Source organism: Nocardia sp. NPDC056611 (assembly GCF_042792755.1).
In the GTDB taxonomy this organism is placed as follows: Bacteria; Actinomycetota; Actinomycetes; order Mycobacteriales; family Mycobacteriaceae; genus Nocardia.
Genome location: NZ_JBHTVV010000009.1, coordinates 45,707 through 68,194, shown reverse-complemented (window position 1 = coordinate 68,194; position 22,488 = coordinate 45,707). Strand labels below are relative to the sequence as shown.

Genomic DNA, 22,488 nt, shown 5'->3' with positions numbered 1-22,488 from the left:
TCATGGTCATGACGAACAGCAACGAGACCGCCATCGACATCAATGACCTCACCGATCGCTACATCGCGCAGTGGAACGAGCCCGACCCGCAGGTGCGCCGCAAGCTCATCGCCGACCTGTGGGCCGAGGACGGCGTGCAACTCCTCGTCGATCCGCCCGAGGACATGCGCAACGCGGCCGCCGAGCTGAACTTTCCGATCCCGGCCCTCGAGGTCCGCGGCTACCACGCTCTCGAGCGTCGCGTGGAGCGCGCCTACGACATGTTCATCGGCACCGGTCACCGCTTCGTGCGGCGCGGGGAGGCGACGGCGCTGCTGCACCATGTCATCGCCGTCACCTGGTCCATGGTGACCGAGGACGGCGCCGTGGTCGGTGGCGGCCTGGACGTGCTGGCGCTCGACGCGGACGGCCGCATCCGCACCGACCACCAGCACATCGCGGTCGCCTGACGGTCTCGGTGAAAACCGTTGTGCGACCGGCGATACCGCGCCGCCGGTGGACCCTTCATCGGGTCCACCGGCGCGACCCGGGCCTGTCTTTCGGCACGCCTCACGGACAACGGCGACCCGAGGTGCCCGCGTTCGTGCCGTCCCCTCGCAGACACCCGATATCGCCGTGCGGTACCTCGTACGGCGTAGAAAGCATCGCCAGCGGCAGCGGTGCGGGTCAATGCGCGGCGCTGTCCCAATTTGTCCCAGTCACCGGCTCCGGTAGCTTGACCTGCGGCGGTGCGAATTCCGCGGCCGCACACGTTCTTCGGTCGGTTCGGGAGGTATGGGTGACGGCGTCGCGTGCGGAGATCGCGGATTATGTACGCGCGCGACGCGAGGCCGCGGGGCTGACCCGCGCCGAACTGGCCCGCCGCGCAGGCGTTTCGGAAGCCCTGATCCAGAAGATCGAACAGGGCACCCGACAGCCCACCCCGGTCGCGCTCGGTGCGTTGTTCACGGCACTGGATGTGCCGGTGCAGGCACGCGAGCACGCCGCCACCCTGCTGCAGCCCGAGTTGCTCAGTTTCGGCACCGATTTCACGCCACCCGAACCCTATGAACTGGATTTCCTGCGCGGGCTGCCGCATCCGGCCTGCTTCCAGATGATGCCCACCGTCGACCTGGTCGCCGCCAATGACGCCTACCTGCGGGCGTTTCCGGGCCTGGAGCCGGGCGACATCATCCTCGAATGGATGATGCTGGATCCGCGGGCGCGGGAGGTCATCGAGGATTGGGAGCGCGAGGCGCATTTCATGGTGTTCGGCTTCCGGTTCATGGCCGCGCCGATCCACTCGCCCGAACGGATCGCGGCCATCATCGAGCGGTGCAGTGCCGCACCGGAATGGGAGCGGTTCTGGTCGACCGAGGTCTCGCCCGCCGATATCGAGCGCCGTCCCATCCGGGTGCGGTCACCCGAGACCGGTGAATGGGTGAGCATGCACGTCCAGCTCTTCAAATTCGAACTGCCGCAGCGGCCGTGGTGGATCTACTCGCTGGTGCCCGTGGGCTGAACCGGGCCCAGGGCGAAATGCTGGCGGTAGCGTTCGGGCGTGGTGGCCAGGCGGCGGGCGAACACCCGGTGCAGGGTCTCCCCGTGGCGGTAGCCGACCTGCCGGGCGATCGCGCCGATGGTCAGTTCGGTGGACTCCAGCAGTCGCCGGGCCGCCTCGACCCGCAGATCCTCCACGAATGCCGCCGGGGCGCAGCCGGTTTCGGCGTGGAAGGCGCGGGCGAAATGACGTTCGCTCATCCCCGCGCGTGCGGCCAGCCCGCTGACGGTGAGCTCGTCGCCGAGGTGATCGGGGAGCCACCGCTGCACGGCCCGGATGGCGGGCGTGCGGGCGGGCTGACTGCGCAATTGCGCGCTGAACTGGGCCTGACCGCCCGGACGGCGGGTGAACACCACGTACACCCGCGCGATCATGGCGGCCGTCTCGCGACCGTGGTCGTCCTCGACCAGGGCCAGCGCCAGATCGACGCCCGCGGACATGCCCGCCGAGGTCCAGCGATTGCGGTCGCGGACGTAAATGCGGTCCGGTTCGACGGTGACCCGCGGATAGCGCTGGGCGAGTAGCGCGGTCGAACCCCAATGGGTGGTGGCCCGATAGCCGTCGAGCAGGCCCGCGGCGGCCAGCAGCAGCGCGCCCGCGCACACCGACGTCACCCGGCGAGCCTTGCGGGCGAGGGCGGGGAGAGCGGGGACCACCGCCGCCGCCCCGGGACCGTGGACATCGCCGCCCACCACGATGAGGGTGTCGAAGTCGTCCCCGGCGGCGATGTCCTCGAGCGAATGCGCGACCGAGAGGGTCAGTCCGCCATCGGCGTCGATGGGCAGCCCGCCCGGCGACGCCGTCAGCAGCCGATACGGCAGTGCGGGGGAGTCGCCGTCCGAGGCGTCCGCGGTCTCGCCGAGAGCGCCGGCCGGACCACGCAATTCCGGTGGCAGCCGATCCGGCGGCGTCTCGACGATGGTGTTGAGGAGCGCGAACACATCGAGCGGTCCCGCCAGTTCGGAGATCTGCATGCCTGGGAAGACGACGAAGACGATGGTGCGAGGCGCGGGCACCTCCCGATCATCGCAGTCGGCGCGCGCGGCTGCCATGGTCAGTGGCTGACCGATCCGGCCGGATCGCGGGTGGTGTGGCGGTCCAGGAACGGGATCAGCAGCGCGGCCACCCGGTCGGGGAACTGGGCGTGCGGATAGTGGCCGCCCTGATCGACCAGGACGTACTGGCCGAGCCCGGTCGGCAGGCCCGCCACGATCGCGCGGGCTTCGTCCTCGGGGTGCGGGTAGTCCGGATCGTCCGAGCCCATGATCACCAGTGCGGGACAGCGGACCTCGGGAAGCCGGGCCGCGGCGTCGGCCGGGGTGGTCTTGCCGGTCTTCATGAACTCCGCCCAACGGCCGGGGCGTTCCAAGAGGGTCCGCAGCTCGGCGAGGTAGTCGTCGTGATCGGCGGGCGCGGTCGGATAGGCCACGCCGTCGAGGTACCGGAACCACAGCCGGGGCGACTTCAACAGCTGGGTGCCGACCAGCTGCAGCAAGCCGCGGCGGTGGCGGCGATCCGACCAGAGCGCGCCGAAGTCGACACTCTGGGTGAGGGTGAAGGGGTTGATCTCGACGATCGCCGACACCAGCTCCGGCGCCTCGGCCGCCGCGACGGTGGCCGAACCACCCGACAGCGAATGCCCGACGATCACCGCCGGTCCCCCGAAATGCCGGATGACTCCGAGCAAGTCGAGGGCCACGTCGGTGCGGCTGATGGCGGCCTTGCCGGTCACCGACGGCCAGTCCAGGCTGGACTCGCCGTGCCCGCGCATATCGACGTTCACCACGCGGTACCCGGCGGCGGCCAGGGGGGCGACCAGATGACGGAAATCCCTCCGCCAGGTCCCCATCCCGTGCGACAGCACCACCAAGGGGCCGTCACCGGTCACGTCACACGCGATCCGCCCGTGCTCGAGCTCTACATACTCGGTCATTTCCCGGTCCTTCCCAGCGATTTCGCTCCGATGCCGCGGTGGGCGGCATGCAGGAATTGAACGCCGGAAGCGGGGTTCGGCCGAGGGCTCAGGCAGGGCGGATCAGTGGTGTGGCCGATCCGGTCAGTCGCTGACCGCCCCGACCCGCACCTCGGTCTTCGCCGTTTCGGAGGCGCCGAACCAGGTGGTGAGCGCGTCCCGCAGCGCCGACTCGGCCGGGTCCACGGGTTCGTCCACCGTTGCGGCCCAGGCGATGTGGGCGTCCGGGCGGATCAGCAGGGCGTCGGCGGGACGGTCGTCGGTGGTGGCGACCCGGAGGTCGACACGGCCCGACCACTCCTCGGCGATGGCGCGAAGGTCCGGGCGGTCGGCCAGGACGAGCAGAACCGGGCGGGCCGTGTGCAGGAGCTCGGCGACGCGGGTGTCTCCTTCATCGGTGCGCAGCGGCAGGTCCGGGGCGACGGTGCCGGTCAAGGGATGCTGGTTGGGGTTCGGCAGCGGGTAGCGCAGCTCGGTGCCCGCGATGAGCGCTCCGACCCGGCGCAGGGCGGGCTCGTCGGTGAGGAGTTCCTGGAACAGTTCCCGCAGCGCCAGCGCCGCCGGATCGTCACCGCGCCGCAAGGCCACCTGAGCCTGGGTTTGCATCATGATGCGGGTGCCGGCGAAGTACCGCTCCTCGTGATAGGTGTCCAGCAGCCCCTCCGGTGCCCGCCCGTGCAGGTCGGCGGCCAGCTTCCAAGCCAGGTTGATCGCATCGAGCATGCCCGCGTTGAGGCCGACACCCGTCATGGGGAAGGCGTGGGCGGCATCACCGGCGATGAAAACCCGTCCGGCCCGGTACCGTTCGGCCTGGCGGGCCTGGAACTGATAGCGGGACAGCCGGATCGGGTCACCGAGCGGGAGGTCGACGCCGAGGATGCGTCGGATGCTGTCCCGCAGCTCGGCCAGGGTCAGCGGCTCGTTGTCGTCGGTGTCGTCGATGGTGTCCTCGGTGGTCTGGATCATCATCGTGCCCGGGGCGAGCGACCCCATCGCGAACACGCCGTGCTCGGTGCGGGTGAAACCGGCTGCGACGGTGCCGAACCCGGGGACGTCGAGGTCCCCGTTCTCGCGCTGCGTCACCGAATCCGGCACACTGACCTGCCCCAACCGGTTGACCTCCGGATAGGTGGCACCCGGGAAACCGACGCCCGCCAGATCGCGCACGCGGCTGCGCGCACCGTCGCAGGCCAGCGCATAGCGCGCGGTGAGCCGGTAGTCACCGTCCGGGCCGCGCACGTCCAGTGTGACCGTGGCGTCGTCTTGTTCGAGGGCGGTCACCTCATGGCCCCGGCGCACTTCCGCGCCGAGCTCGGTCGCCCAATCATCCAGCAGCTGTTCGAGTTTCGGCTGCGGCAGGTGCATGGCCTGCAACGGCGAATCAGCCAAGGGGCTGAAGTCCACATGCAAACCGCCGAACGGGATCGCCGCCGTGGGACCGGCGTCCACCCCGATCTCGCCGAGCCGCTCGGTCAGCCCCCGATAGTCCAGCAAGCGCAGTATCTGCCCGCCCAGTCCATTGGCCTTCGGCACGGTCCGCAGCTGCGGCTGCCGCTCCAGGACGATCGGCCGCACCCCGGCCAGCCGCAATTCGGCAGCCAGCATCAGGCCCGTCGGGCCCGCACCCACGATGATCACGTCGGCATCGGTACTACGCACTCGCACTACTCCGTTTCCGTGGGTTTTCGCTACGGGCAGCGATTTTGCAGCATGGTGGGGGTCTTGCCGCAAGGGGCGGGGTGCGATATACATTGAAGAGGGAAGCGGTTCGGCCGCCTCCCTTTTTTGTGGCCTGGACCGGATGGGCCTTCTTGAGTGAAAATGCTTGTATCACAATAGGATTCAGCTATCACCCCTGTTCTATCGCGGTAGAATAGAGGAATGGATTCGAATGGGGTGACACTCGACGACTGTGGTATCGCTGAACTGGCGGCTGCGGTGGCGAGCCTGACTGAATCCTTGCAGGGCGGGAAGATGGTGGAGTTCTCCGACGAGGATGTTGTGTCGTTGATGCGGCAGCTCGAAACCTGTAAGCGTCAGCTCGCCGCACTCGATACCCGTCTGATCATCGAAGCCGGAGAACGTTCGCTGCATTCGCGCAGTGGTGCGGGGAAGATGGTGCCGTTTCTGCGTCACACTCTCGGGCTGTCCCGTTATGACGCGTCGGTGCGGGTGAAGGTCACGCACCACTGTGGGGAATTCGTGCAGCAGACGGGCCATGTCGCGCCGCCGGTGTTGCCGGTGGCGGCTGAAGCGTTTGCGGCTGGTGAAATTTCGCGTGATCATGTGCGTCACATCCTGGATGTGATGAACCACCTGCCCCTTGATGTTCCCGCTGAGGCTCGTGCGGAGGCCGAGCAGATCCTGGTCGATTACTCCCGTCATGGGTGGCCGGATGATTTGTTGAAGATCGGGCGTGACATTCTCGCGCGCTTGGATCCGGATGGGAAGGTTGTCTCCGATGCCGATCGTCGTCGCCGTCGTGGGGTCACGTTGTGCCGTCCCGGTGTGGATGGCATGACGCGGATCGAAGGGTGGATCACCCCCGAGTTGCGTGCGCTGCTGGACGCTGCTTTTGCGAAGCTGGCGCGGCCCGGTATGTGTAACCTCGAAGACAGTGAAAGCCCCACCGCGCGTGACGGTTTCATCGAAAATGACGTGCTCGACGCTGCTGCCGGTCGTGACCGTCGTGATGCGGGGCAGCGCATTCATGACGCGTTGTTCGCGTTGCTGCAGCCCGGTGTGGATGTGAGTGATCTGGGTTCGCATCGTGGGATGCCGGTCCAGGTTGTGTTCACGATGAGCTTGGCGGATTTCGAGAACGGGACCGGGGTCGCCACCACCGCCTCCGGGACCCAGGTGTCAGTCGCTGAGGCGTTGAAGATGGCCGCGAATTCGCACCCGGTGATCGCGGTCCTCGATGGGGACGGGATGCCGCTGTATCTGCAACGCTCCCGCCGCACCGCCAGCGAAGCGCAGCGATTGGCGCTCCTGGCCCGCGACAAGGGATGTACCCGACCCGGGTGTGAGCAACCTGCCAGTATGTGCGCCGCCCATCATGTCACTGACTGGGCCAAGGGCGGGCCGACCGATATCGATAATCTGGCGTTCGCGTGTGATCACTGCCACGCGTTGATCAATGATGGCCCGGATGGCTGGAAAACCGTTGTGATGGGTAAGGACTCACCTCACGCGGGCCGGGTTGGGTGGATCGCTCCGAAGAGTGTTGATCCCACCGGGACCCCGCGTGTGAACGATCGTCATCATGTGGGGCGGGTGATCGCTGCTGCGGTCGATTCGAGTTGTCGGCAGTGGCGCTCACGGGTGTCGTCGAAACCGAGCCGTTCGTGCCTGACTGGCGTGCGCAAAGCTACGCGGAGTGTGGTCACCTCGCCTGCCCTGCCGGACTGGGGCTGACGCCGGGCCGGGAACCGCTACCCGCCGCCCCCGGCCCACGGACTACACGCATCACCTTCTCGAGAGAGAAGACCCGAAGAACCCTTGGACGACAAGCCACTTCGAGAATCCCACCCGCCGCTGTCCCCCTACGCCGGGACGATGCACGGCCGAACCTCGAGGGGCTGGTAGGTGAGGGGGCCTCGTGAACTCGGCCACCCTCTCTTCCTTTTCCTGTCTTCTCCGGTGGGGGCTGGTAGGTGAGGGGGCCTCGTGAACTCGGCCACCCTCTCTTCTTTCTCGTGTCTTCTCCGGTGGGGGCTGGTAGGTGAGGGGCCTCGCAAGCTCGGCCACCTCTCTTCCTTCTCCAGGCGTCCTTTATCTCTTTGTCTTTGGGTCTTTGGTTTTTCGTCGCTACCTACACACGGCTGAGGACAGCGATAGGAAACTGCCGCGGGCTCAACGCCCGGTAAGTATTGAAGTGTGGGTACGTGGCAGCGAGAGTGCGCCAGTGCGCGTCATATTCGGCCGAATCAGTAACCACCCGGTAGGTGACGGGAAAACTGTCGCGCCCGATCCGAACCCGAGCCTTATCGGTGGCAAGAAGGTTCTTCCACCAGTTGGGCACACCGGGATGGCCGCCATTGGACCCGCAGACCAGCAGATCATCGCCGGACCGGACGAGCATCAGCATGACCGGCCGCGGCTCGCCGGACTTGCGGCCGGGAACGGTCAGCTCGAAGACAGGATCGCCGAAGAGAGTGGCGAAGCGGGTGCCGCCGAAACGCGTGTAGAGACGACGGTGGACGCGGGCGTAGAAGCGGGCCACGCCGCCCAGGTAGGTGCTGGAGTAGAAGTTGAAGCGGCCCATCAGGGTCAGCTTGCCGGGTTCGGCGCCGGTCATCGGATTTCCCCTCGGGACGGCGGGTATTCGAGTTGACTGTACATGGTGTCCAGCGAGTTGACGCGGGGGCTACTGGCTAGGCTTCGGGCATGGGGACGGACACACATGACGCGGCCGGGGTGGACGAGTTCGATGGGCTGCGACCGTTGTTGTTCACCGTCGCCTACCAGCTGCTCGGTAGTGCGGCCGACGCCGAGGACGTGGTGCAGGACAGCTACCTGCGGTGGCGGGAGACGGACCGGGCGCGGGTCGAGAATCCGCGGGCGTACCTGACCACCGTGGTGACGCGACAGGCGCTGAATCATTTGCGCACGGTGCGCCGACGCCGTGAGGAATACGTGGGCAGCTGGCTGCCCGAACCCATCCGCACCGACGCCGACGCCGAACACAATGTGCTACTGGCGGAATCAGTATCGATGGCCATGCTGCTGGTACTGGAAACCCTGGGGCCGACCGAGCGGGCGGTGTTCGTGCTGTCCGAGGTGTTCGGCCACAGTTTCGTCGAAATCGCCGGAATGGTCGGCAAATCCGATGCCACGGTTCGCCAGATCGCGCATCGGGCTCGCGCGCACGTGCGGGAGCGCCGCAAGCGGTTCGAACCCGGCGCCGAGACGAGCCGCGCGGTGATCGAACGGTTCCTGCTGGCCACGCAGACCGGCGACACGCAGACGCTGATGGATGTCCTCGCGCCGGACGTCGTCCAGATCTCCGACGGCGGCGGAAAGGTCACCGCGGCCCGGAAACCCGTCGTGGGCGCGGATCGGGTCGCGATCTATCTGGTGCGGCTGGCGCGGAACGGCATCGCGGACATGACCGTCGAGTTCGGTACATACAACGCACTGCCTGCCGTCCTGTTGCGCACCGCGGATGGCCGGCTCGACACCGTGCAGCTGATCGAAATGACCGGCGACCGCATCACCGGGCTCTACGCGATCCGTAACCCGGACAAGCTGCGGACCGCCGAACTCGCGCGGGTGCTCGCTCGGTGACCGGCCGCCGCGGAGGTCAAGGCTCCAGTACGCGCTGAATCGTTGCGTAACTGGGGATCTCGGCGACCAGCGGATGACCGTGAGCCACGGATTCCGCCGTGTGCACCGCGGCCGCCAGGGCCGCGCGGTACAGCAGTGACCCGGTGCTGATCCGTCGGACACCCAACCCGCCCAGCTCGGCCACCGTCGGCCCGCTGGGGGAGAACAGGATGTTCAACGGCGCGCTCAACGCCGTCGCGAGGGCCCGAATCCCGTCGGTGTCGGTGATCCCGGGCACGAAAATGCCATCCGCGCCACACTTCTCGTAATGCTGGACCCGCTCCAGCGTGGAGTCCGCGTCGATGCCGAGCCAGTAGGTGTCGGTGCGCGCGTTGACGAACAGCTCGGGCACGCGAGCCTTCACCGCCGCGATCACCTCGCCGTGCTCACGAGGATCCGCCAACGCCGTATTGGATCGACTGTCCTCCAGATTGATTCCCGCGATCCCCGCGTCCGCGAGTTCCGCGCAGAACTCCGCCACCTCGTGCGCGTCGGTGCTGAACCCGCCCTCGATGTCCACGGTGACCGGGATGGTCAGCCGGCCGAGCCGCCGCGCCAGCGCGAGGGTCTCGGCACGCGTGGCGGCGGTGCCGTCGGGCAGTCCGGCCGCGGCCGCGACGCCCAGGCTGGTGGTGCCCAGCGCCGGGAACCCCGCCTCGGCGAGCATGGCCGCCGACCCGTAGTCCCACGCGTTGGGCAGGACCAGCGGCCGGTCACCGTGGTGCAGACTGCGGAAGAGATCGGTCTTCGTCATGGCGGCACTCCGTTCGTCGACGGTGGGTCACGCGGGTCGCGGCGCTGGCAAGTCACGCGGGTGGGATCAGTTCACGCAGGGGATCTTCGAGCCGATGGTGGTGGTCACCGGCTTGCCGGAGTCGGGCGCGTCCGAGGTGGTCGTGTCCGTCGTCGCGGCCAGGCTGGTGCTGGAGCCGTTGGCGGTGGTGGTGGGCGTGGTGGAGGTGGCCGTCGGGTCCAGGGACGTCGGGATCTCGAGGTCGCTGCCGACGACCAGCTTCACGTGCCCGGCCGACACCGACGTCGACGGGCTGACCGGCAGGCCGCCGAACATCTCCGACACCTGCTTGGCGTCGGTGTCGGCGCCGGTGCCGTAGTACACGGTCGAGCTGGTGCCGTCGGCGTAGGAGGCGTTGGCGACCTCACCGGCCGGGAATCCCTTGGCGGTCAGCAGCTTCGACACCTTGGCCGCCTGACCGGGGGTGCCGCTGGCGTTGACCACGTCCAGCGTCGAGGTGGGCGTGACGATCGGGGCGCTGGGCGCGGCCGGAGTCGAGACGCCGAACGCCTCGCGCACCGTCTTCTTGATCGCCACCGGATCGATGACATTCACGTCCTGGCCGTCGACATTGTCGTAGCGCAGCACCGGCAGCGTGCGGAACTCCACCGACGGCGAGTCCGCGCGACCCAGGGTGGTGGCGAAATCGGTGAGGCTCCAGCCGTCGGAGAGCACCACGTCCTTGTGCGCCACATCGATCAGCGCCTTGAGCCGACCCGGATTGGTCAGCGTGCCAGAGCTTTTCATGGAGTCCGCGACCGAAGTCAGGAACGCCTGCTGCCGGTGGGTGCGGTCCAGGTCGCCGTTCTCCAGGCCGTGCCGCTGCCGCACGAACGCCAGCGCGTCCGAACCGTCCAGATGCTGCGGTCCCGCCGGGAACTGCGCGCCCGAGTAGTAGCTGTCGTCCACGGCGTGGTTGAGGCACACGTCGACGCCGCCCAGCGCGGTCGCCAGATCGTAGAAACCCGCCAGCGAGATCTCCGCGAACCGGTTGATCGGGACACCGGTCAGCGCCTTCACGGTCTGAACGATGCTGGCGCGCCCGGCTTCCCGGCCCTGCCGCTCCAGCTCGGGGCCCTCGGCCATGCCCTTGGCCTTGAGTTTCTCCTCGACCGTGTACTTCTTGAGGCCGTACGCCTCCTTGATCTTGGCGTGGTCGTAGCCCGGAATGCCCTGCACCGGCACATAGTCGTCGCGCGGGATGGAGAACGCGACGATGTGCTTGAGGTCCTTCGGAATGTGCACCAGGATCAGCGAATTGGCGTTGTAGCCGCCCTCGGAGCCGTCGCCGGCGTGCAGCTGGTCGAGGATGTCCTTGGGAAGGTCGTTGCCGTTCAGGTCTTTTCGGGTGTCGAGGCCGATCAGCAGCATGTTGATGTCGCCGTCGAGGTTCACGTCCTCGGGCGAGATCGCGCCGGAGCGGGTGAAACCCTGGTCCAGGGTGGTCTCGCCGTACCAGACGATGCCGGTGATGCCCATCACGCTCGCCGCGACCATGGCCATGGCGCCGCGTCCGACCAGCCGCAGCTTCTTGTCGCGCGCACGTTCGGCGGGGGTGCGTTCGCGGCGGTCGGCGCCGCGGCCCGGCTTCTCGCCGCCGCCCTGTCGATCCTCGCTACGACGGCGGCCCGCGCGCGGGGGGTTCGAGTCGCCCTGGGCGCGCCGCGAACGGCGAGGTGCGGGATTCGGCGTCTCCGGTGCCCGGCGTGAGCGGCCCGGCTGGGGGCCGACGACCGGCAGCGGTTGGGTGGCGTCGTCGTACATGGCGTTGTCGAGTGTGCCGTAAGCGGCGCTTCCTGTCAGATTTCCGCCCGGTTGTGAATGAGCTTGCACAGTCGTGCATAATCATCACATGGTGGATACCTCGAACGGGCCCCTGCGGGTCGCGGTAGCTGGTGCGAGCGGCTACGCGGGAGGTGAAGTGCTGCGCCTGCTCCTCGGACACCCCGCCTACCGAAGCGGGCGCCTCGAGATCGGGGCGCTGACCGCGGGCTCCAACGCCGGCACCACCCTCGGTGAGCTGCAGCCGCATCTGCTGCCGCTCGCCGACCGGGTGCTCGCGCCCACCACCGTCGAGGAACTCTCCGGCCACGACGTGGTCTTCCTGGGCCTGCCGCACGGCCAGTCCGCGGCGATCGCCACGGCCTTGCCGGACTCCACGATCATCATCGACTGCGGCGCCGACTTCCGGCTCACCGACGGCGCGGCCTGGGAGAAGTACTACGGCACCCCGCACGCCGGCCACTGGCCCTACGGGCTGCCCGAACTGCCGGGCGGGCGCGACAAGCTGCGCGGCGCCACCCGGATCGCCGTCCCCGGCTGCTACCCCACCGTGTCGAGTCTGGCGCTGGCCCCGGCCGTCGCGGCGGGCATCATCGAACCGCGGGTGAATGTGGTTGCGGTGAGCGGCACTTCGGGCGCGGGACGCAAACTCGACGTGGGCCTGCTCGGCTCCGAGGTGATGGGCTCGATGCGGGCCTACAGCATCGCGGGCGCGCACCGGCACACCCCCGAGATCGCGCAGAACCTGAAGGCCGCCCAGCTTTCCGGCGGCACGACCGGTGCCGATGTGAGCGTTTCGTTCACCCCCGTGCTGGCCCCGCTGCCGCGCGGCATTCTCGCCACCTGCACCGCCCCCACCACCGTGGACGCCGCCCAGGCCCGGGCCGTCTACGAGAAGGCGTACGCCGACGAGCCTTTCGTGCATCTGCTGCCCGAAGGCGTGCTCCCGCAGACCGGTTCGGTGCTCGGCTCCAATGCCGTCACCCTCCAGGTCACCGTGGACACCGACGCCGGACTGCTGGTGGTCATCGGCGCGATCGACAACCTGACCAAGGGCACCGCCGGGGCCGCGGTGCAATCGATGAACCTGGCCCTCGGAATCGACGAGACCGCAGGACTTTCCACCGTAGGAGTGGCACCGTGAGCAACGACATCGTCAGCAACGACAGCGCGGCTGTGGGGAACGGCAAGCTGGTGCGGTCCCAGGGCGTCACCGCGCCGCTGGGCTTCCGGGCGGCCGGTATCACGGCGGGCATCAAGCAGAGCGGCAAGCCCGACCTGGCGCTGGTGTTCAACGAGGGCCCCGATTACGCGGCCGCGGGCGTGTTCACCCGCAACAAGGTCAAGGCCGCACCGGTGCTGTGGTCGCAGCAGGTGCTGACCGGCGGCCACCTGCGCGCCGTCATCCTGAACTCCGGCGGCGCCAACGCCTGCACCGGCCCCGGGGGCTTCCAGGACACCCACGCCACCGCCGAGGAACTCGCGAAGGCGTTGAGCAACTGGGGAACCGAGACCGGCGCCGGCGAGATCGCCGTCTGCTCCACCGGTCTGATCGGTGACCGGCTGCCCATGGACAAGCTGATCCCCGCCGTCACCGAGATCGTGCACGAGATGGGCGGCGGCCTGTCCGGCGGCGCCGAGGCCGCGCGCGCCATCATGACCACCGACACGGTGCCGAAGGAGACCGCCTTCCACCACCGGGACAAGTGGAACGTCGGTGGTATGGCCAAGGGCGCGGGCATGCTCGCCCCGTCGCTGGCCACGATGCTGGTGGTGCTCACCACCGACGCGGCCGCCACCCCGGCCCAGCTGGACGAGGCGCTGCGCAACGCCACCCGCTACACCTTCGACCGCCTCGACGTGGACGGCTCCTGCTCCACCAACGACACCGTGCTGCTGCTGGCCAACGGCGCGTCCGGGGTCACCCCGAGCCAGGCCGACCTGAACGCGGCCGTGCTCGCGGTCTGCGACGACCTCGCCGAGCAGCTCATGTCCGACGCCGAGGGCGTCACCAAGCGCGTGCACATCACCGTGAAGGGTGCGGTCACCGAGGAAGAGGCGCTGATCGGCGCGCGGGCCCTGGCTCGCGACAGCCTGGTCAAGACCGCCTTCTTCGGCTCCGACCCGAACTGGGGCCGGGTGCTGGCCTCGATCGGCATCGCGCCCATCGAACTGGATCCGAACCGGGTCTCGGTGTCGTTCAACGGATCCCCGGTGTGCATCGACGGCGCGGGCGCGCCCGGCGCGCGCGAGGTGGACCTGTCCGGCCCCGACATCCAGGTGCTGGTGGAACTGAACCTCGGCGACGGCGAGGCCACGATCCGCACCACCGACCTGTCGCACGGTTACGTCGAAGAGAACTCGGCCTACAGCTCATGAGCGATGTGGTGAAACAGCTTTCGGCCCTCGACAAGGCGCACGTCCTCGCCGACGCGCTGCCGTGGCTGCAGAAGTTCCGCGACAAGATCGTGGTCGTGAAGTACGGCGGCAACGCCATGATCGACGACGACCTCAAGCGCGCCTTCGCCGCCGACATGGCGTTCCTGCGCACGGTCGGCGTGCACCCGGTGGTGGTGCACGGCGGCGGCCCGCAGATCAGCGCCATGCTGAAGAAGCTCGGCATGACGGGCGAATTCCGCGGCGGCTTCCGGGTCACCACGCCCGAGGTCATGGACGTGGTCCGGATGGTGCTGTTCGGACAGGTGGGCCGGGAACTGGTGGGGCTCATCAACGCCCACGGCCCGTACGCGGTCGGCATCTCCGGTGAGGACGCGCACCTGTTCACCGCCACCCGCCGCACCGTGCAGGTCGACGGCGAGGCCACCGATATCGGACTGGTCGGCGACGTCACGTCCGTGGAACCCTCGGCCGTGCTGGATCTGATCGCGGCGGGCCGGATTCCGGTGGTGTCCACCATCGCCCCCGACGCCGACGGCGTGGTGCACAACATCAACGCCGACACCGCCGCGGCCGCGCTCGCCGAGGGCATCGGCGCGGAGAAGCTCGTCATCCTCACCGATGTCGAGGGCCTGTACACGAATTGGCCCGACCGGTCCTCGCTGACCAGCCGCATCGACACCGACGAACTGGCCAAACTGCTGCCGTCGCTGGACGAGGGCATGGTGCCCAAAATGGAAGCCTGCCTGCGCGCCGTCGAGGGCGGCGTCCCGACCGCGCACGTGATCGACGGGCGTGTCGCGCACTCGGTCCTGCTGGAACTGTTCACCGGGGAGGGCATCGGCACGATGGTCACCCCCGCACAGGAGATCTCATGAGTACAGCCGACATTCAGCAGCGGTGGCAGACCGCCCTGATGAACAACTACGGCACCCCGAAGGTCGCGCTGGTGCGCGGCGCGGGCGCGGTGGTGTACGACGCCGACGGCAAGCGCTACCTCGATTTCCTGGGCGGCATCGCGGTCAACAGCCTCGGCCACGCGCACCCGGCCATCCTGTCGGCCGTCACCCAGCAGCTGGGCACCCTCGGCCACGTGTCGAATCTCTATGCGTCCGAACCGGTCATCGAACTCGCCGAGCGGTTGCTTGCGCACTTCGGCGACGGCCACGGCAAGGCGTTCTTCTGCAACTCGGGCACCGAGGCCAACGAGGCCGCGTTCAAGATGGCGCGACTGACCGGACGCACCAAGATCGTCGCCTGCGAGGAGGCGTTCCACGGCCGCACCATGGGCGCGCTCGCGCTCACCGGCCAGCCGTCCAAGCGGGAGCCGTTCGAGCCCATGCCCGCCGGCGTCGTGCATGTGCCCTACGGTGACGCGCTCGCGCTGGCCGCCGCCGTCGACCAGGACACCGCCGCGGTGTTCATCGAACCCATCATGGGTGAGAGCGGCGTCGTCGTGCCCCCGGCCGACTACCTGGCCAAGGCCCGCGCCATCACCAAGGACCAAGGCGCGCTACTGATCCTGGACGAGGTGCAGACCGGCATCGGCCGCACCGGCGCGTTCTACGCCCACCAGGCCGCGGGCATCGTGCCCGACGTCATCACCCTGGCCAAGGGTCTCGGCGGCGGCCTGCCGATCGGCGCGGTGCTGGCCCAGGGCCCGGCCGCGGATCTGCTGCAGCCGGGCATGCACGGCACCACCTTCGGCGGCAACCCGGTGTGCGCGGCGGCCGCGCTGGCCGTGTTGCGGACCATCGACGAAGAGGGTTTGCTCTCGCACGTGGAGAAGGTCGGCAAGATCCTCGTCGACGGCATCGAGCACCTCGGGCACCCGCTGGTCGATCATGTGCGCGGCGCGGGCCTGCTCATCGGCATCCAGCTGACCGACGACGTCTCCGCCGAGGTCGATCTCGCCGCCCGCGAGGCCGGATACCTGCTGAATCCCGCCAAGCCCAATGTGATCCGGCTCGCCCCGCCCCTGGTGCTCACCGAGACCCAGGCCGAGAACTTCCTGTCCGACCTGCCCGGCATCCTCGATGCCGCCCAGGCCCAGAAGGAGTCCAAGTGACCATCCGGCATTTCCTGCGCGACGACGACGTCACCCCCGCCGAACAGGCCGAGATCCTCGCCCTGGCCGCGGAATTGAAGGCCGCGCCGCTGGCCCGCAAGCCCCTGGAAGGCCCGCGCGGCGTCGCGGTCATGTTCGAGAAGAACTCCACCCGCACCCGCTTCTCCTTCGAGATGGGCATCGCCCAGCTCGGCGGCCACGCCGTCGTGGTGGACGGCCGCGACACCCAGTTGGGCCGCGAGGAGACCTTGGCCGACACCGGCCGCGTGCTCTCCCGCTACGTCGACGCCATCGTGTGGCGCACCTTCGAACAGGCCCGTCTGGACGAGATGGCCGGAGCCGCAACGGTTCCCGTCGTCAACGCGCTGTCCAACGAGTTCCATCCGTGCCAGGTGCTGGCCGACCTGCAGACCCTGCGCGAGCGCAAGGGCGACGATCTGACCGGCCGCAACCTCACCTTCCTGGGCGACGGCGCGAACAATATGGCGCACTCGCTCATGCTGGGCGGCGTCACCGCGGGCATGAACGTCACCATCGCCGCCCCCGAGGGTTTCGAACCCTTCGGCTGGATCGTCGACGCCGCCCAGAAGCGGGCCGCCGAGACCGGCGCGACCATCACCCTCACCCACGACCCGCTCGCCGCCGTCGACGGCGCCGACGCCCTGGTCGCCGACACCTGGACCTCCATGGGCCAGGAGAACGACGGCCGCGACCGCGTCGCCCCGTTCCGTCCGTTCCAGGTCAACGCCGAGCTGCTGGCCCGCGCGGCCGCGGACGTGACGGTCCTGCACTGTCTTCCGGCCCACCGCGGCGAGGAGATCACCGACGAGGTCCTCGACGGCCCGCACAGCGCGGTCTGGGACGAGGCCGAGAACCGCCTGCACGCCCAGAAGGCCCTGCTGGTCTGGCTGCTGGAACGATTCGCGCGAGGCGACAGGTGAGCAGCGGCGAACGACGCACGGCCGCACCGGCTTCGGGTAGGTCCGGTGCGGCCATCGCACGCACGCGCGCGGGCCGGCAGGCCCGCATCGTCGCCATCCTGGCCCAGCACGAGGTCCGCAGCCAGTCCGAACTGGCCGCCCTGCTCTCCGGCGAGGGCATCGACACCACCCAGGCCACCCTCTCCCGCGACCTCGACGAGCTGGGCGCGGTGAAGCTGCGCGCCGCCGACGGCGGCGCAGGCGTGTACGTGGTCCCCGAGGACGGCAGCCCCGTCCGCGGCGTCACCGGCGGCACCGAACGGCTCTCGAAACTCCTCGGCGACCTACTGGTCTCCACCGATGCCAGCGGCAATATCGCTGTCCTCCGCACCCCACCGGGCGCGGCCCACTTCCTGGCGAGTGCGCTGGATCGTGCCGCCCTCCCGGAGGTCGTCGGCACCATCGCCGGCGACGACACCATCGCCGTCATCGCCCGCGAACCCATGACCGGCGCCGAACTGGCCGCCAAGATCGAACAGCTGGCCTGAGCGTTCACCCAGCCCAGCGTTCACCCGGCCCGAGTGTTCACTCGGCCTTGTGCGCCACCGCGAAGACGCGGCGGAACGGCAGCCACGTCGTGCCGTCGGGGTGGCGGGGATAGGCCTCGCGCAGGATCGGGGCGAGGTCGCCGCGGAACCGCTCCCACTCGTGGTCGTCGAGGGTGTCGCGGACCGGGCGCAGGGCGGTGCCCGTAATCCAGTGCAGGACCGGGTCTTCGCCGGTCAGGGGCTGGAGGTAGGTGGTTTCCCAGGCGTCGACCGCGCATCCGGCGGCGGCCAGGACGGAGGCGTATCCGGCGGGGTCGGGGACGGCCTGGTGGTCGAGAATGCCCGCGGCCGAAAGACGCTCGCGCCAGCGCGGTGACGATGCGACGTCGCGGATCGCGACATGCGAAGGGGCGTCGAAGTTTCCGGGGACCTGGAGGGCCAGCCACGCGCCGCCGGGGAGCGCGTCGATCCATGTCGGCAGCAGGGCAAGGTGATCGGGGACCCATTGCAGGACCGCGTTGGTGACCACCACGTCGGTGTCGGGGGCGGGGTGCCAGTCGCGGACGTCGGCGACGGTGGCGTCGATGCCGTGTTCGCGTGCGGCGGAGACCATTTCGGGGGAGGAGTCGAAGGCTTCGATGGTGGCGTCGGGCCAGCGCTCGGTGAGGGTCGCGGTGAGATTGCCGGGGCCGCAGCCCACGTCGGCCACGCGCCGGGGCCGGTCGGCGCGCACACGGTTGACCAGATCGAAGAACGGTCGCGCGCGCAGATCGTCGAAGGCGAGGTAGGTCTCCGGGTCCCACATGGGGTCCTCCGATCGTCGAATTTCCCAAACCGTACGTACGTACTGTATTCCTGTTCCGGTGTCGAGGCAAGGCTCTCGAGGGTGATGGGCGCGGCGATCGGCGCAGGCGGGGACCCCGGTTATGAATGGGATTGCATCGTCATGCATAATCATTTGCAGGACGACGGAGCGCACCACGGGACCGGGAAGGGACCGCGGGCAGCGCACCGGTCGAGGGCCTAAACGGACTACTGAGGAGCACACGGACTATGACCAAGCGCGTCGTACTCGCCTACTCCGGCGGACTGGACACATCGGTCGCCATCAGCTGGATCGGTAAGGAGACCGGCGCCGAGGTCGTCGCCGTCGCCATCGATCTCGGCCAGGGTGGCGAGGACATGAACGACGTGCGCCAGCGCGCGCTGGACTGCGGCGCGGTCGAGTCCATCGTCGTGGACGCCCGCGACGAGTTCGCCAACGAGTACTGCCTGCCCACCGTGCAGGCCAACGCCCTCTACATGGGCCGCTACCCGCTGGTCTCGGCCATCTCCCGGCCGCTGATCGTCAAGCACCTCGTCGAGGCCGCCGAGTACCACGGCGCCGACACCGTCTCGCACGGCTGCACCGGCAAGGGCAACGACCAGGTCCGCTTCGAGGTCGGCATCGGCGCGCTCGCCCCCGACCTGAAGGTCATCGCCCCGGTCCGCGACTACGCCTGGACCCGCGAGAAAGCCATCGAGTTCGCCGGCGAGAACAAGCTCCCGATCAACGTGAGCAAGAAGTCGCCGTTCTCCATCGACCAGAACCTGTGGGGCCGCGCGGTCGAGACCGGCTTCCTCGAGGACCTGTGGAACGCCCCGACCAAGGACGTCTACGACTACACCGTGGATCCGACCGTCAACTTCGAGGCGCCCGACGAGCTCATCATCACCTTCGACAAGGGTGTCCCGGTCGCCATCGACGGCCGCCCGGTCACCATGCTCGAGGCCATCACCGAGCTGAACCAGCGCGCCGGCCGTCAGGGCGTGGGCCGTCTGGACATGGTCGAGGACCGTCTCGTCGGCATCAAGAGCCGTGAGATCTACGAGGCCCCCGGCGCCATCGCGCTGATCGCGGCCCACCAGGAGATGGAAGCCGTCACCATCGAGCGCGAGCTGGGCCGCTACAAGCGCCAGGTCGAGCAGCGCTGGGGCGAGCTGGTGTACGACGGCCTGTGGTACTCCCCGCTCAAGCGCGCCCTCGACGCGTTCGTGCAGGACACCCAGCAGCACGTCTCCGGTGAGATCCGCATGGTGCTGCACGGCGGCAGCGTGGTCGTCAACGGCCGTCGCTCCGACGAGTCGCTCTACGACTTCAACCTGGCCACCTACGACGAGGGCGACACCTTCGACCAGTCGCTGGCCAAGGGCTTCGTCCAGATCCACGGCCTGTCCTCCAAGGTCGCGGCCCGACGGGATCTCAACAGCAAGTAGTAGCGTCGATCCGGGCAGTGCACGCACCCGGCCGAAGGAGACGCGCCCATGCGAACCGATGACGACAGTTGGGACATCACGGAGAGCGTGGGCGCGACCGCCCTCGGCGTCGCGGCCCTGCGCGCCCACGAGAGCGGACGCGAGGACGCGCTGTTCCAGGATCCGTACGCCGCGAAACTGGTGAGCGCCGTCGGCTCCGACGGCTGGAACAACCTCATGGCCGGGATGCGCAACCTCGGCGACAGTGAGCAGGGTGGCGCGGACACCGACCTGAGCAACTGGTCGATGGGCAGTGTCCTGATCGCTCGCACGATCTACTTCGACGAGTACTTCGCCGCCGTCCAGCGTGCCGGGATCCGGCAGATCGTGATCCTGGCCGCCGGGCTCGACGCCCGCGCCTACCGGCTCGAATGGCCCGAGGGCACCCGCATCTTCGAACTGGATCAGCCGAAGGTGCTGGCGTTCAAGGCCCGAGCCCTCGCCGACGACGAACCCGCCGCCGACCGCCGCGAAGTGGCGATCGACCTGCGGCAGGACTGGCCGAAAGCCCTGCTGGACAAGGGTTTCGAACCCGGCGAGCCGACCGCCTGGCTGGCGGAGGGGCTGCTGCGGTACCTGCCCGGCCACGCCCAGGACAAACTGCTCCAGCAGGTGGCCGAACTCAGCGCGCCCGGCAGCCGGGTGGCGTTGAACCTCGGCACCGACAAGGACATGGCCGACCAGTTCCGGGAACGCCGCGCCAAGGTGATGGCCGACGCCGGCGTGAAGATCGACCTGGAAAACCTGTTCTACCCGTGGGAGGACCGCAAGGACCCCCGCACCTGGTTCGCCATGCACCAGTGGCTGGTGACCGAGGGCGACCCGGTCACCCTGCTCGAGGACCGCGGCCGTACCGTCCCGGAGACGGCCAAGGCCGGTATGGGCCACCACATTCTGATGACCGCACTCCGACCCCGAGGAGACGACACGCTATGAGCCAGGGCGGCAGCACCAATGAAGGCGCGCTGTGGGGTGGACGCTTCGCGTCCGGTCCCGCCGCGGCGATGGCGGCGCTGAGCAAGTCGACCCACTTCGACTGGGCGCTCGCGCCGTACGACATCCGCGCCTCCCAGGCGCACGCGCGCGTGCTGCACAAGGCCGGGCTGCTCTCGGCGCCGGATCTGGAGGGCATGCTGGCCGGGCTGGATCAGCTGGCGGCCGATGTGGCCTCGGGCGCGTTCGGGCCGCTGGAATCGGATGAGGACGTGCACGGCGCGCTCGAGCGCGGCCTGATCGACCGGGTCGGCACCGAGCTCGGCGGGCGGTTGCGCGCGGGCCGCTCCCGCAACGACCAGGTGGCCACGCTGTTCCGCATGTGGCTGCGGGACGCGGTGCGGCACATCGCCGCCGGCGTGCTCGACGTGGTCGACGCCATCGTCGCGCAGGCCGCCGCGCACCCCGACGCGGTCATGCCCGGCAAGACCCACCTGCAGGCCGCCCAGCCGGTGCTGCTGGCCCATCACCTGCTCGCGCACGCGCATCCGCTGCTGCGCGACATCGACCGGATCCGCGATTTCGACAAGCGGGCCGCGGTGTCGCCCTACGGTTCCGGCGCGCTGGCCGGCTCCTCGCTGGGCCTGGACCCGGAAGCCATCGCCGCCGAACTGAACTTCGACTCCTCGGCCGCGAACTCCATCGACGCCACCTCCTCGCGCGACTTCGCCGCCGAGGCCGCGTTCGTGCTGTCCATGATCGCGGTCGACCTGAGCCGCATGGCCGAAGAGGTGATCATCTGGAGCACACCGGAATTCGGCTACATCACCCTGGCCGACGCCTGGTCCACGGGCTCGTCGATCATGCCGCAGAAGAAGAACCCGGACGTCTCGGAGCTGACCCGCGGCAAGGCCGGTCGCCTCATCGGCAATCTGACCGGTTTGCTGGCCACCCTGAAGGCGCAGCCGCTGGCCTACAACCGTGACCTGCAGGAAGACAAGGAACCGGTCTTCGACTCGGTCGCCCAGCTGGAGCTGCTGCTGCCCGCCATCGCGGGCCTGGTCTCCACCCTGACCTTCCACACCGACCACATGGCCGAGCTGGCCCCGGCGGGCTTCACCCTCGCCACCGACATCGCCGAATGGCTGGTCCGCCAGGGCGTTCCGTTCCGCGTCGCGCACGAGGCCGCGGGCGGCTGCGTCCGCGCCGCGGAGGCGCGCGGCGTCGGACTGGACGAGCTGACCGACGCGGAGTTCGCGGCCGTCGACCCGGCGCTCACCCCCGCCGTGCGTGAGGTGCTGACGGTGCAGGGCTCCATCGCCTCCCGCAACGCGCGCGGCGGCACCGCCGGAACCCAGGTCGCCAAGCAGCTCGAAGAGGTGCGCGGCACGGCCGCCACCCAGCGCGCCTGGCTGGGCTGACTCACCGTCGACAACGGCCCGTGCGGGTTCCTGCTCCGGAACCCCCACGGGCCGTTCGTCATCCGCGACGGTAATTCATGTGTTTCGCGGCGGGCACGGACGCGCGACCGGAGTCGTGCACCTTGCCGTCGCGATTGTTTTGTTTCCGCGCGCCTTTGCCGCGCCGTTCGGCCCGCGAGAGCCGAGGCTCCTCGGGAGCGTCGACAGGGATGTCGGGCGACGCGGGGACAGCGGGCGACGCCGGACTTGCAAGCGACGCGGGAATTGCCGGCGCCGCGGGAGTTGCATGCGACGCGGGAGTTGCAGGCAGCGAGAAGTGCTCGGGCACAAGTCCTCCTAGAAATATGCGTGACCGACTAACCGGATCGGATGCCGGTCGGAATCGGGAAAGCCACGGGCGGTCGAGACGACAGACCGCCGGGCGTCAGACGCGAATCGCGCTCAGGAGAACAGGAACAGCCACATGCCGAGCACTGTAACCACAGGCCCGC

The 22,488-nt window shown here is 69.0% G+C and carries 20 protein-coding genes; 13 read left to right on the top strand and 7 right to left on the bottom strand.

The features are described from left to right. Positions 1 to 8: 8 nt before the first annotated feature. Positions 9 to 449: a hypothetical protein gene (locus tag ACFRAQ_RS33200; protein ID WP_379106794.1), complete on the top strand. Its 441-nt coding sequence runs from the start codon at positions 9 to 11 to the stop codon at positions 447 to 449. 329 nt (positions 450 to 778) lie between these two features. Continuing rightward, the gene (locus ACFRAQ_RS33195; protein ID WP_379106792.1) at positions 779 to 1,501 is read left to right on the top strand and encodes a helix-turn-helix domain-containing protein; all 723 of its coding nucleotides are present in this window, start codon (positions 779 to 781) and stop codon (positions 1,499 to 1,501) included. Here the strand turns inward: ACFRAQ_RS33195 and ACFRAQ_RS33190 are convergent. From ACFRAQ_RS33190 to ACFRAQ_RS33180, 3 genes are all read right to left on the bottom strand, one after another. Beyond that, complete coding sequence (locus ACFRAQ_RS33190; RefSeq protein WP_379106790.1) at positions 1,477 to 2,592, bottom strand: GlxA family transcriptional regulator; 1,116 nt, start codon at positions 2,590 to 2,592, stop codon at positions 1,477 to 1,479. The genes ACFRAQ_RS33195 and ACFRAQ_RS33190 overlap by 25 nt on opposite strands. A gap of 2 nt (positions 2,593 to 2,594) precedes the next feature. Further along, entirely contained in the window at positions 2,595 to 3,473 is an 879-nt protein-coding gene (locus tag ACFRAQ_RS33185; RefSeq protein WP_379106788.1) for an alpha/beta fold hydrolase, read from the bottom strand. Positions 3,474 to 3,596: 123 nt separating this feature from the next. Then, a complete protein-coding gene (locus ACFRAQ_RS33180) occupies positions 3,597 to 5,171 on the bottom strand; it encodes an FAD-dependent monooxygenase (RefSeq protein ID WP_379106786.1) in 1,575 nt (524 codons plus the stop codon). A 222-nt stretch (positions 5,172 to 5,393) separates the two neighbouring features. Here ACFRAQ_RS33180 and ACFRAQ_RS33175 point away from each other — a divergent pair, with 222 nt between their 5' ends. After that, positions 5,394 to 6,929, top strand: coding sequence for a DUF222 domain-containing protein (locus tag ACFRAQ_RS33175; RefSeq protein ID WP_379106784.1), 1,536 nt, complete (start codon positions 5,394 to 5,396; stop codon positions 6,927 to 6,929). A 397-nt stretch (positions 6,930 to 7,326) separates the two neighbouring features. Here ACFRAQ_RS33175 and ACFRAQ_RS33170 read toward each other — a convergent pair whose 3' ends face one another. Further along, positions 7,327 to 7,812, bottom strand: a complete 486-nt coding sequence (locus ACFRAQ_RS33170; protein ID WP_379106782.1) for a nitroreductase/quinone reductase family protein — start codon at positions 7,810 to 7,812, stop codon at positions 7,327 to 7,329. An 89-nt stretch (positions 7,813 to 7,901) separates the two neighbouring features. On the opposite strand from ACFRAQ_RS33170, the gene ACFRAQ_RS33165 reads away from it, so the two are divergent. Beyond that, positions 7,902 to 8,801: an RNA polymerase sigma-70 factor gene (locus ACFRAQ_RS33165; RefSeq protein ID WP_379106779.1), complete on the top strand. Its 900-nt coding sequence runs from the start codon at positions 7,902 to 7,904 to the stop codon at positions 8,799 to 8,801. Positions 8,802 to 8,817: 16 nt separating this feature from the next. Here ACFRAQ_RS33165 and ACFRAQ_RS33160 read toward each other — a convergent pair whose 3' ends face one another. Together ACFRAQ_RS33160 and ACFRAQ_RS33155 are read right to left on the bottom strand one after the other, a co-directional pair. Then, positions 8,818 to 9,594, bottom strand: coding sequence for an isocitrate lyase/phosphoenolpyruvate mutase family protein (locus ACFRAQ_RS33160; RefSeq protein WP_379106777.1), 777 nt, complete (start codon positions 9,592 to 9,594; stop codon positions 8,818 to 8,820). 66 nt (positions 9,595 to 9,660) lie between these two features. Then, the gene (locus ACFRAQ_RS33155; protein ID WP_379106775.1) at positions 9,661 to 11,397 is read right to left on the bottom strand and encodes an LCP family protein; all 1,737 of its coding nucleotides are present in this window, start codon (positions 11,395 to 11,397) and stop codon (positions 9,661 to 9,663) included. Between the two features lie 88 nt (positions 11,398 to 11,485). Between ACFRAQ_RS33155 and argC the strand changes: the two genes are divergently transcribed. The 6 genes from argC to ACFRAQ_RS33125 are packed head-to-tail and all read left to right on the top strand — an operon-like array spanning position 11,486 to position 17,348. After that, positions 11,486 to 12,559, top strand: coding sequence for an N-acetyl-gamma-glutamyl-phosphate reductase (gene argC, locus ACFRAQ_RS33150; protein ID WP_379106773.1), 1,074 nt, complete (start codon positions 11,486 to 11,488; stop codon positions 12,557 to 12,559). Positions 12,560 to 12,591: 32 nt separating this feature from the next. Further along, positions 12,592 to 13,794, top strand: coding sequence for a bifunctional glutamate N-acetyltransferase/amino-acid acetyltransferase ArgJ (gene argJ, locus ACFRAQ_RS33145; protein ID WP_379106970.1), 1,203 nt, complete (start codon positions 12,592 to 12,594; stop codon positions 13,792 to 13,794). Continuing rightward, positions 13,791 to 14,690 (top strand): acetylglutamate kinase, encoded by a 900-nt coding sequence (gene argB / locus ACFRAQ_RS33140; protein WP_357288456.1) that lies wholly within the window; start codon positions 13,791 to 13,793, stop codon positions 14,688 to 14,690. Before argJ ends, argB begins: the two co-directional genes overlap by 4 nt. Further along, a complete protein-coding gene (locus ACFRAQ_RS33135) occupies positions 14,687 to 15,880 on the top strand; it encodes an acetylornithine transaminase (protein WP_379106771.1) in 1,194 nt (397 codons plus the stop codon). Before argB ends, ACFRAQ_RS33135 begins: the two co-directional genes overlap by 4 nt. After that, positions 15,877 to 16,821, top strand: a complete 945-nt coding sequence (gene argF, locus ACFRAQ_RS33130; protein ID WP_379106769.1) for an ornithine carbamoyltransferase — start codon at positions 15,877 to 15,879, stop codon at positions 16,819 to 16,821. The genes ACFRAQ_RS33135 and argF overlap by 4 nt, the downstream gene beginning before the upstream one ends. After that, positions 16,818 to 17,348 carry an arginine repressor gene (locus ACFRAQ_RS33125; protein WP_379106767.1) on the top strand — a complete coding sequence of 177 codons (531 nt, stop codon included), beginning with the start codon at positions 16,818 to 16,820 and terminating at the stop codon, positions 17,346 to 17,348. The genes argF and ACFRAQ_RS33125 overlap by 4 nt, the downstream gene beginning before the upstream one ends. Before the next feature lie 37 nt (positions 17,349 to 17,385). Here ACFRAQ_RS33125 and ACFRAQ_RS33120 read toward each other — a convergent pair whose 3' ends face one another. Further along, complete coding sequence (locus tag ACFRAQ_RS33120) at positions 17,386 to 18,153, bottom strand: trans-aconitate 2-methyltransferase (protein ID WP_379106764.1); 768 nt, start codon at positions 18,151 to 18,153, stop codon at positions 17,386 to 17,388. 248 nt (positions 18,154 to 18,401) lie between these two features. On the opposite strand from ACFRAQ_RS33120, the gene ACFRAQ_RS33115 reads away from it, so the two are divergent. The 3 genes from ACFRAQ_RS33115 to argH are packed head-to-tail and all read left to right on the top strand — an operon-like array spanning position 18,402 to position 21,997. Beyond that, positions 18,402 to 19,604 carry an argininosuccinate synthase gene (locus ACFRAQ_RS33115; RefSeq protein WP_357097064.1) on the top strand — a complete coding sequence of 401 codons (1,203 nt, stop codon included), beginning with the start codon at positions 18,402 to 18,404 and terminating at the stop codon, positions 19,602 to 19,604. Positions 19,605 to 19,652: 48 nt separating this feature from the next. Then, on the top strand, positions 19,653 to 20,579 hold the full coding sequence (locus ACFRAQ_RS33110; protein WP_379106761.1) for an SAM-dependent methyltransferase: 927 nt from the start codon (positions 19,653 to 19,655) through the stop codon (positions 20,577 to 20,579). Continuing rightward, complete coding sequence (gene argH / locus ACFRAQ_RS33105) at positions 20,576 to 21,997, top strand: argininosuccinate lyase (protein ID WP_379106759.1); 1,422 nt, start codon at positions 20,576 to 20,578, stop codon at positions 21,995 to 21,997. The genes ACFRAQ_RS33110 and argH overlap by 4 nt, the downstream gene beginning before the upstream one ends. Positions 21,998 to 22,488: the final 491 nt, after the last annotated feature.